At 40.3% G+C, this 10269-nt stretch carries 10 protein-coding genes and 1 tRNA gene; 4 read left to right on the plus strand and 7 right to left on the minus strand.

Features of this window, described 5'->3' with window-relative positions:
• Positions 1-184: 184 nt before the first annotated feature.
• Positions 185-260: transfer RNA gene (locus BM308_RS09645), tRNA-Thr, on the minus strand.
• An 83-nt stretch (positions 261-343) separates the two neighbouring features.
• Here BM308_RS09645 and BM308_RS09650 point away from each other — a divergent pair.
• The gene (locus tag BM308_RS09650) at positions 344-739 is read left to right on the plus strand and encodes a hypothetical protein (RefSeq protein WP_074944824.1); all 396 of its coding nucleotides are present in this window, start codon (positions 344-346) and stop codon (positions 737-739) included.
• A 261-nt stretch (positions 740-1000) separates the two neighbouring features.
• On the opposite strand, the gene BM308_RS09655 is transcribed toward BM308_RS09650, so the two are convergent.
• From BM308_RS09655 to BM308_RS09680, 6 genes are all read right to left on the minus strand, one after another.
• Positions 1001-1549, minus strand: a complete 549-nt coding sequence (locus tag BM308_RS09655; RefSeq protein WP_074944826.1) for a MetQ/NlpA family ABC transporter substrate-binding protein — start codon at positions 1547-1549, stop codon at positions 1001-1003.
• Positions 1550-1610: 61 nt separating this feature from the next.
• Complete coding sequence (locus BM308_RS09660; protein ID WP_074944827.1) at positions 1611-2939, minus strand: NAD(P)/FAD-dependent oxidoreductase; 1329 nt, start codon at positions 2937-2939, stop codon at positions 1611-1613.
• Positions 2940-2948: 9 nt separating this feature from the next.
• Positions 2949-3629: a methionine ABC transporter permease gene (locus tag BM308_RS09665; protein WP_074944829.1), complete on the minus strand. Its 681-nt coding sequence runs from the start codon at positions 3627-3629 to the stop codon at positions 2949-2951.
• On the minus strand, positions 3622-4659 hold the full coding sequence (locus BM308_RS09670; protein ID WP_074944830.1) for a methionine ABC transporter ATP-binding protein: 1038 nt from the start codon (positions 4657-4659) through the stop codon (positions 3622-3624). The genes BM308_RS09665 and BM308_RS09670 overlap by 8 nt, the downstream gene beginning before the upstream one ends.
• Positions 4660-4750: 91 nt before the next feature.
• Positions 4751-5569, minus strand: coding sequence for a MetQ/NlpA family ABC transporter substrate-binding protein (locus tag BM308_RS09675; RefSeq protein ID WP_074944832.1), 819 nt, complete (start codon positions 5567-5569; stop codon positions 4751-4753).
• 65 nt (positions 5570-5634) lie between these two features.
• Positions 5635-6969, minus strand: coding sequence for an NAD(P)/FAD-dependent oxidoreductase (locus tag BM308_RS09680; protein ID WP_074944833.1), 1335 nt, complete (start codon positions 6967-6969; stop codon positions 5635-5637).
• A 713-nt stretch (positions 6970-7682) separates the two neighbouring features.
• On the opposite strand from BM308_RS09680, the gene BM308_RS09685 reads away from it, so the two are divergent.
• The 3 genes from BM308_RS09685 to BM308_RS13540 all read left to right on the plus strand — a co-directional run.
• Positions 7683-8528: a MetQ/NlpA family ABC transporter substrate-binding protein gene (locus tag BM308_RS09685; RefSeq protein ID WP_083425531.1), complete on the plus strand. Its 846-nt coding sequence runs from the start codon at positions 7683-7685 to the stop codon at positions 8526-8528.
• A gap of 323 nt (positions 8529-8851) precedes the next feature.
• Positions 8852-9829 carry a glucokinase gene (gene glk / locus BM308_RS09690; RefSeq protein WP_074944835.1) on the plus strand — a complete coding sequence of 326 codons (978 nt, stop codon included), beginning with the start codon at positions 8852-8854 and terminating at the stop codon, positions 9827-9829.
• 249 nt (positions 9830-10078) lie between these two features.
• Positions 10079-10269 (plus strand): hypothetical protein (locus BM308_RS13540; RefSeq protein WP_218152555.1); only part of this gene is annotated, 191 nt, incomplete at its 3' end.

Genomic DNA, 10269 nt, shown 5'->3' on the forward strand with positions numbered 1-10269 from the left:
TAATTGAGCTCTAATTATAAAGCAAAAATATAATATATTTCATTTAGTTATTGCATAATTCTATAAATTTCTTGCATAAAATCATCACCATGAAAAATACAGGCAAAAAATATCTGTAAAATAAAAAATTTATCTTAAAAAACAATTAAATGAATTACGAATGATAATAGAGATTTGAAGGGAATGGTGCTACCTGGCAGAATCGGACTGCCGACCTACTGGTTACGAATCAGTTGCTCTACCTACTGAGCTAAGGTAGCACACAAGAATGAACTAATTTTAAGAAATACTTATATTTTTTTCAATAAGTCTTTTGTTACAATGAAAAAAATAAGGAGTATTTATGAACAGCGGCTACACCTTAATTGTATTTAATGTCATCAGACTTGTAACCCTTTACCTTTTTACAGTAAACGCCTATGCTTCTCTGCCTACAGATACCACCAGACTTCTGATCCTGCTTCTGACAACCGGAATCATTCTGTTCTCAGGCTACAGGCTACATAAAGAAAACCGTTATTTTCCTACCATGTTCACCTGGTCTCTAGGAGCTCTGCCATGGGCCTTCTTTTTGGAGATGAGACTGCTATACGGCAGCTTTGAAATCGATATGGTCAAATATGTGGATAAGTACAGCTACTCTATTGCTGTTTATAACTCTTTCCGCTATGTGCTTACACTCTTCGTATGCTATGTGATTTTAAAGGATCTCTATCACTCCATTAAGCATGGACATTAATCAGGAATACCTTATCAAAATCAAAACATAAAGATGCTCCTACTCCAACCAATAAAGCCGGACACAGGAGCATCTGCACATACACCACTTAGAAACGAGACAGGAACGCAGGAATCAGAGAGCCCCCCTGCATTTTTTTTATTATTTCTGCCACCGCACTAGTCTGATAATAAAACAGAGCCCTTCTTAAAACTCTCTGTTTATCCTCATCAAGATTAGATCTTGCGACCAGAACCTTCACAAACTGATTATCGCTATCCCCTAGATCAAGTTCTCTCTGAATATAGAATCTGTTACAGGATTAAGTCCTTTTTCAAAGGCATAGTTGCCGTTAATAAAGGCACATGTTTCTTTCTCCAGACTGCTGTAGAGCAAAGCTGCATCATAGCGTTTAATTTCAAGGTTTAACTTATTATTAGTAAGTTTTATGTCCCCAGAGGTCCCATCAACCTCAAAATCAATCAGATCTTCACCTTTTAATACCTTAAGTCCACGAATCTCATTAGCTCTGTCAGAGGGTATTGCAACAGAATCTCCCGACTTAAGCTCACTTAGACTCTTAATCTTCCTAGAATAGATTCCAATCGGATCAAGATAGGTTTCACCGTAGACTTCAAAATCATAATGTTTATCAGCAAGTTCTGTATTCAGAAATGCCTTATGCTGATAAGCATTGGCATCTATCAGGCCTTCAGATAACGCCTTGTTAGGAGAGAAATAATCGCTAAACGTCACGAGTTCAAACTCAATATCCTCTTTTCTGAGTTTCTCAGCCACATATTCCCATGGCGCGTTTTCATCGCCAACCAAACCAAGTTTTATTTGTCATACCTTTTGTGACATAGTTTTTTTCCTTATTTTTAATAATTATTTAAATCTCGCTGCGGGCGTGCATATCCTCATAAATAAGACGAGCGGTAGCCCCGACGGTTCTGAAAGGCTCTGGAGGAAGCCAGTTTGGTCTGAATGTCTTTTTAACGTAACGAAGTTCCTCGCTGTCTAGTCCGGTTGCCCAGTCCGCAAGAAAGGTTCCTACGGTTGCAGCACGGGTCACACCGGTACCGTCACCTACAGCTCCAGCAAAGATATTCTGGCCTGGATTCTCAAACAAAGGCTGTGTATTTCCGGTAATAGGAATATAACCTCCATAGATATATTCAAAGTTAACATCCTTTAACTGAGGGAAACGGTTATTAAAGGCTCGGCGGAGTTTATAGACAGCCTTATAAAGTCTGCTGTTATCAATATTAATGTGGGTGGCAAAGGTGATATCGGTTCTGACATAAAGTCTTTTGGTTCTGGTATAGCGAAGAGTAGCTCCGCCTGGATGAGCGGCAGTTACGCCCCAAGGTTTGGCACCGTTAAGAGTCTTAATCTCTTCATCACTAAGCTCTCTTGTGAAAGCGCCAAAGCTGTGAATTCCGGCAATACGATCAGAGAGAGGAACACCAAAATTCTTTAAAAACCCACTTACAGTCAGAATAACCTTTCTGCATTTAATCACCTTGCCTGATGCAAGGACAACCCGAGGGATATCACCTTCTAAAACCTCAATTACCGGTGTATTTTCAAAAACACTTACGTTCTCTGGCAGAACAGTTGCAAGGCCTCTGACAGTCTCAGAAGGATTGATTAGAATAGTTCCTGGAGTGTACAGGGATTTAATGTAAAAATCGGTACCCAGACGCTGTGATGTTTCCTCAGCACCAAACCACTGATAAGGAGCCTCCATTACATCCAGAAATTCGGCAAGCTGCTCAAGGTAACTTAAATTGCCTTTAATCTTGGCAGCCTGATGCATACCGTCCTGATGCCAGTCACATTCAAGGTGATGCTCCTCTTTGATTTTCTTCATTCTTTCGATGACAAATTTATTAAGACGGAAGCGCCATTTCTGGTCTTCAAAAGTAAATTTCGGATCACCTACAATACTATGAGGGACATCAATGATAAAACCGGCATTTCGACCTGATGAGAAGTAACCAATAGGAAATGCATCAATGAGAGCAATACTTGCGTTCTTATCATTCTCGGCAAGTCTAAATGCAGCATTTACGCCTCCAAAGCCGCCACCAACCACGATATAGTCGTAGGCTCCCCGGATAGTGCTGCTGTCATTAAAATGATGATCCCTGTAACGACTGGTCTCAAACCAGCCGTTTTTACCGGATTCTTCAGGAAAGTAATCTGCTCTTTTCATACACAGCTCCTAATGTGAGGTTTTTCTGATGATATAGTTACCGCCTTTCTGGATCACACTCACCATCAGGAGGATCACGACAATCGTAATGTAGGTTACATCGGTCTGGCCACGCTGATGGCCATAGCGGATTGCAAAATCACCAAGTCCGCCTCCACCGATAGCTCCAGCCATAGCTGTAAGACCGATAAGACTTATTGCAGTAATCTGAGAAACTCTAACCAGTGAAGGAATACTCTCCTTAAGATAAACTCTGAAAATAATCCCCAGAGGAGATGAGCCCATGGACTTTGCTGCCTCAATAAGGCCGTTATCAACATTGGATAAAGCACTTTCAACCTGTCTTGAGAAAAAAGGAACAGTCCCCACTACCAGAGGAACAATTGCACCTGTAGTTCCGATTGCAGTACCAACAATGAATCTTGAAAAAGGAATCAGAGCGGCAAGCAGAATTACAAAAGGGATAGATCGGAAAATATTGATAAGTCGGTCAAGAATTCCAAAAACACTCTTATTCTCAAGAATGCCCCCCTGTTTGGTAACAATCAGAGTTACTCCGAGGACTATTCCTAAAAAGAAGGCAATACCGCCAGAAATCAGCATCATATAAAGAGTCTGCAGAGTTGAAAGCCACAACTCATCAAGCTTTGGAATAACATGAGGAAACAGAGTATTGAATAGATCAGCCATTTTTCAGAACCTCCACCTTCACATTCTTTCTGGCAATATACAAAAGTGCATTCTCAACATCCTCGTACCGTCCTGAGAGAATACCTACGGTACCTCCGATAGGTGAGTTGTTTACAAGTTCCACATCTGCGTACAGAATGTTCATCTGTACATTGAAACGGGATGTCATCAAAGAAATCAGTGGCTCTGAAACACCCGGTCCCCTGTAGGAAAGCCTTACAAATTTTTCTCCAGGATTCAGATTGCACAAAAGAGGATAGTCAGAGGAAAGCAGATCCGCCTTTGATAGATTTGATGCTGCCTTTACGAAATTGAGGGTAATCTGCTCCTTAGGATTTGCAAACACCTCAAAGGTTGAGCCCTGCTCTACCAGATGTCCATTCTCAAGCACAGCAACTCTTTTGCAGATATCCTTAACCACGGCCATCTCATGAGTAATGATGACAATTGTGAGACCTAGCTCTGCATTAAGCTCCTTTAAGAGTTCGAGAATCTCATGAGTTGTCTGAGGATCTAATGCAGAGGTTGCCTCATCACAAAGCAGAACCTTTGGAGAAGAAGCTAAAGCTCTGGCTATGGCAACACGCTGTTTCTGTCCTCCTGAAAGCTCTGAAGGATAGGAATTTGCCTTAGCTTCAAGGTCGACTCGTCTTAAAAGCTCGTAGGCTCTTTTCTTCTGATCCTCTTTTTTTATTCCCTTGTGGGACAGAGGGTAGATTACATTTTCAAGCACGGTTCTTGAGGGCATCAGATTGAAATGCTGGAATATCATGCCGATACCAGCTCTGGCATCTCTTAGTTCTTTTGGTGAAAGGGCGGTCAGATTTAGGCCATCAACACTGACAACACTGCCCTTATCAGGGGGTTCCAAAAGATTGATGCAGCGAACCAGAGTTGACTTGCCTGCTCCTGAAAAACCAATAATTCCGAAGATTTCGCCTTTTTTTATTTCCAGCGACACATCATCCACTGCCTTGAAGGTGACCCCATCTCGCTCAAAGGTCTTTGAAACATGCTCAAGTTTTATCATCGATCTTACCTATCACTTATATTTATGCTGTTATTAAGCTTCTAAAAAGAACTCTTCATCCGTGGGAGTCGGATAAAGAGTTAAAGTCTGCTTAATATTTGAATACAGGAACCTCACCACCGTGGTACAGTTCCTTGATGATTTCAGCAGTTTCCTTGGTCTGGTAAGCTGCAATAACTTTCTTGAACAGTGGATTATCCTTGTTATCGGTACGGGCAGCAATTACGTTAATGTAAGGATTGTCCAGATCAACCTTGCCTACACCGTCTGAGAAAATAGGATCGGTAGTTGGATTCAAATCATTATCAACGGCATAGTTTGAATTGATAATGGCTGCGGCAACATCAGGAAGAAGACTTGGTGTATTACCAGCGTCAACTTCATAAATCTTGATGTGCTTTGGATTTTCGGTTATATCACGTACGGTTGGGATATAGCCTTTTGAGGCATCTAGTTTGATAAGACCTGCGAGTTCTAGAACCTTAAGAGCACGTCCGCCGTTGGTAGGGTCATTTGGAATGGCGATAGTATCCCCATCCTTAAGCTCGCTCACGTTCTTTATCTTCTTTGAATAAAGTCCTAAAGGAGCGATGATAGTATTGGCAATAGGCTCAATCTTATAGTCATGAGCTTCCACATCTGCATTGAGGAACGCTACATGCTGGAAGGCGTTAAGATCGATTTCTCCGTCATTTAATGCACGGTTAGGCAGAGTATAATCAGCAAATTTGACTAAGGTCAGATTGACGCCTTCCTTTTTAAGTCTCTTTACAACGTCATCCCAGGCCTCGTTATGTTCACCTACAACGCCAAGTTTGATTTCATTAGCCTCATCAGCAAAAGCGGCTGATGCACCTAGGAAAGATAAACCTACAAAAGCTGCGGTCAGAAGATTTTTAATGTTTTTCATAATATATTCCTTTTGTTTATTCTGTAAAAATGTCAATTGTTAAAAAAAGTCGTCGGTTACGGTTATCAGAGTTCAGAGCCTGCATATAAATCCTTGTATTTAAGGAAGGCGGTTGCACCAAGTGTTCTCAAAGGCTCAGGCGGCAGATAGCTTGGATGATAGGCTCGCTTTATGTAATCCAGTTCAGGACTGTCCCGATGCTGAATAAGATCAGCAAGGTAGGTACCTAAAATTGCAGCTCTGGTTACTCCTGTTCCATCAGAGGTGACACCTGCATAAACATTCTTTGCCACCTCTCCAAACAGAGGTCTGGTATTACCAGTAAAGGAAATCAGACCACCGTATTTGTATTCAAACTCAACCTTTTCAAGCTTTGGGAAACGTCTTATAAAAGCACGTCTGAGGTAGAAATCGGCACGGTCAAATTTCTTTTGAGGAATATTGAGATTTGTTGCAAAATCAATATCGGTTCTAACAAAAATGCGATGATCCGGGGTAAATCTCAGGGTTGCACCTGATGGATGGGTTGCGGTGATACCCCATGGACGTACATGCTTAAAGTCCTCAAACTCATTTTCAGTAAGCACTCGGGTTAGAGCACCATAGCTGTGAATTGCGGCGATATTTGAGGATGAGGCAAAACCGAAACGGCTTAAAAAAGCACTTACTGTAAGGATCACCTGTCTTGTGACAATCTCTTTTCCATCAGCAAGAATTACTTTTGGAATCTCACCCTCCACTACCTCTGCAACCTTGGTGTTTTCGAATACAGATACATTTGAAGGAAGAGCTGAGGCAAGACCTCTTATGATCTCGGAAGGATTATTCAGAATAGTATCCTTTACATAGATGGCATCCTTATAAAAAGAGGTGCCTAATCTTGAAGCGAGCTCATCTCCCTTAATTCGGTCATAGCCTATACCAAGTCTGTTAAGATGGCCTTCTAAAGCATCCAGAGCGACAACATTTCTCTTCTCACGTACAGCTTTGTACATACCGTCCTGTCGCCATTCAAAATTGAGATTATTCTGCTCCCTGATCTTTTCAATTCTTGCGACAACGGTCTTATTCAGATGAAGAAGCCATCTCTGGTCATCCAGAGTAAAATGATCAAAGCCAATAAGTGCCTTGGCAACCTGAGCAATACTTACAAAGCCGGCATTTCTGCCTGAACTGTAATATCCCACAGGAAGAGCGTCAATCAGAGCGATTTTGGCTGAAGGATTGTTCTCTGAAAGTCTGAAAGCAGCACTCACACCACCGAAACCAGCACCTACTACCACGTAGTCATAACTATTTTTAATTTCTGAAGGATCAGTAAACTTATGGTCCTTGTATCGAGAAAGCTCATACCATGGATTTACACCTGTTCCCTCAGGAAAAATTGAAGTCCTATACATACATTACTCCACAAATACGCCTATGACAGTTACGGCGTAAGACGAATGAATTAGATCAAACCTGTAATTAAATAAAACTGAATAAAACGGGTAATAGACTGACGTCTACATTCGGGAACAACAGAATTGAGAACAGGAGAAGGCATTACCTGCCTGAAAGGATAAGAAGTCTGAAGAGATATTCCGTTTATGTTTGAATTTTCTTGATACAACAGCAGACATTTTTCATTTCCTCAAAAATTTTCTATTTTTGATCTTTATCTGGCTCGGGATTGCTTCCTGACACCTTAATATGAACGTATTGCTTACGTTTGTATTTATTATGACACAGAAAAAAAACTTTGCTAATACTATTTTTAAATATACAGATATAGAAAAAAGTTATAACATTATTTTTATTAAGGACAAAGAATATTTTTTGGTATCAAAATACACAATAGCAGTACATTCAACATCATTAACATATTGATATATTGTAAAATAAATATTTAACAGCTAAAATTTGCAAACTATATTGACAACCAATAATTATTTAGATTAAATGAAAATAGACATATAAAAGAGCGTCTTGTGAACTCGTTGATATGCCCAGGTTATAACGCTATTACAGATAATAAAAAAAACTCTTAGCTTTATTTTTTAACAGCAGAAAGCCGTTTAAAACCAACCTGACCAAACAGACTTTAATTCAGAAAGAATTTAAGGAAATTTATATGAAAAATTTTAATCTAAAAAATCTATTCTCCCTTATCCGTAAAGGAGTTACAGTTTCAGTTATTCTTCTTACCCTACCCTATCAAGCCTATGCCTATGACCGCACAGAGGTGAAGATTGGTGTTGTAGGAGAGAACAACGAATACTGGAAGCCAATCATAGATAAACTAGCCTCAGAAGGAGTTAAGGCTGAACTTGTAAGATTCTCCACCTATCCCCTGCCAAATCGAGCTCTTGAGGATGGTGAAATCGATCTTAACGCCTTTCAGACAGGCGCTTTCCTGAAAACCGAATCTGAGGAGAACGGATATAACTTAAAGGCTATCGGTACAACCATTATTGCACCTTTAGGTCTGTACTCAAAAAAAATCCAGAAGATTAGCGAAATCAAAGACGGAGACACTATCACCGTACCAAGTGATCCTATTACCACAGGACGAGCTTTAAGACTGCTGGAAACTGCAGGCTATTTAAAGCTTAAGGATGATGCGGGCTATCTACCAGGTCAGAGTGACATTATTGAAAATCCAAAAAATCTTAAATTCTACTGGGTAGATGCAGCAAATTCCTACGGCACTCTGGATGATGTTACCGCAGCCTTTATTAATGGAGGTTATGCCGTTGATCGCGGACTTACTCCGGATAAGGATGCAATCTATATTGAAAACACTGAAGGCTGGGGGCTTGAGAATCCGTTTGTTAACATTATAGCTTCAAGAGAAAGCGATAAAGACAACGAGCTGTTCCTGCACATTGTCGAGCTCTACCACACAAAAGAGGTGGCAGACATTATCAGAAACACCTACAAAGGAGCCTTCATTCCGGCTTTTACCTACAACAAATAGCTTTCTAGATTCCTACTGAAGAATATATTTACATGGCTAGTTTTTGGGCCATGTTTTTTTCTTATTTTGCACCATCAGGAATCAACTTCCCCATGTCTTAACCTTAAGAAAAAGAATAAGGATCTTATTTTTTCAAAATAAATTTTTTATGAAAGTAAAAAAATCTCTTTTTTAAGGTCGTTAAGTGAAGTTTTATGAAAATTTTTTCATCTTTCTTGTATAATACTGAGACAATTATCAAAGTATTTTTTTTATGAAAAATGCTTTTAATGAGTTTACTTAATTACAAAGAACAAATTTGGACATAGAGGAACTATTTAAAAATGGAGCAGCTTAAGGGTGTTGCCTTAGTAGGAGACGTTGGCGGTACCAACGCACGTCTTGCATTAGTTAACTTAGCAGATGGAAGCTTATCAAATACCAAGGTATACTCATCCGTTGATAACGATTCACTGGAGAAGGTTATTGTCAAATACAGAGAGGAAACCGGTGCTGTATTTGATTCTGCATGTATCGCAATTGCAACCATGCTGAACGGTGATCACGTTAAGATGACCAATAACCCATGGGAATTCTCAATTTCAGAGATGAAGAAGAACCTGAATCTTGAGAAACTGATCTTCATCAATGACTTCACTGCAATGTCAATGAGCGTAACCGCAATCAAGACTGAGGACATGGTTCAGATCGGTGGTGATGAGATCGTTGAGAAGGCTCCTAAGGCTATTTACGGTGCTGGTACCGGTCTAGGTGTCGGTTACCTGATTTACGCTGAGGGCAAGTGGATTCCTCTTCCAACTGAAGGCGGTCACGTTGATATCGCTGTACAGTCAGACAGAGATGACTCAATTCTAAAGGTTCTACGTAAGAAGTTTGACCACGTTTCAGGCGAGCGTCTGCTGTCAGGTCAGGGTCTGGTTAACACCTACCAGGCTATTGCTGAGCTGAACGGTCACGAGGTAAGAGACGTTGTTCCTGCTGATGTTACCGGTGGTGCATTCTCAGAGGATCCAGATCCAGACTGCAAGGAAACAGTTGATCTGTTCTGCAAGCTGATGGGCTCATTCGGTGGTAATCTGGCTCTGAACATCCTTGCAAAGGGTGGTGTATACATCGCTGGCGGTATCGTTCCAAGATTCATCGACTACTTCAAGAAGTCAGAATTCCGTAGCGAGTTCGAGTCTAAGGGCCGTTTCAACCACGCTTTAAACAAGATCCCTGTATATGTAATTTCTCAGGGAGATGCTGGTTTATTAGGTGCAGGTGCTTATGTTCGTCAGGAACTAGGTGCTAAGCTCTAATCCCATCTAATCTAAACATAATTCCAAAAGGGGAAGCTACACAGCTTCCTCTTTTTGCATCTGAAAAATATAACTAATTACCGCCAGTATAGACTTAAAGTCCCAGGTTATTCATCAAAAAAATAGCAGAGCGGAAACCTCAGACTTAAGTCTGGGGCGGAGCTCTGCCAACTCAGGCTATATATCTTAAAGAATTTCTTTACAATAACTGTTAGAATATAGGGATTATATGGCTTGGAGAAAACTGTTTTGAAATTTACAAAAACATTAAAAATAAGAATTAATGTACCTTCAGAACAGGAAACACTGTTACGTCAGATGACGGAGCAGTATCGACAGGCATGTAATTTTATTTCAGAATACGTTTTTACCCATTCCTTTGACTTGAACTTCTTCAGTCTCAATAAAGTACTGTACAGGAATATAAGAGGAAAGTTTAG

It is taken from the genome of Succinivibrio dextrinosolvens (assembly GCF_900116345.1).
In the GTDB taxonomy this organism is placed as follows: domain Bacteria; phylum Pseudomonadota; class Gammaproteobacteria; order Enterobacterales; family Succinivibrionaceae; genus Succinivibrio; species Succinivibrio dextrinosolvens_B.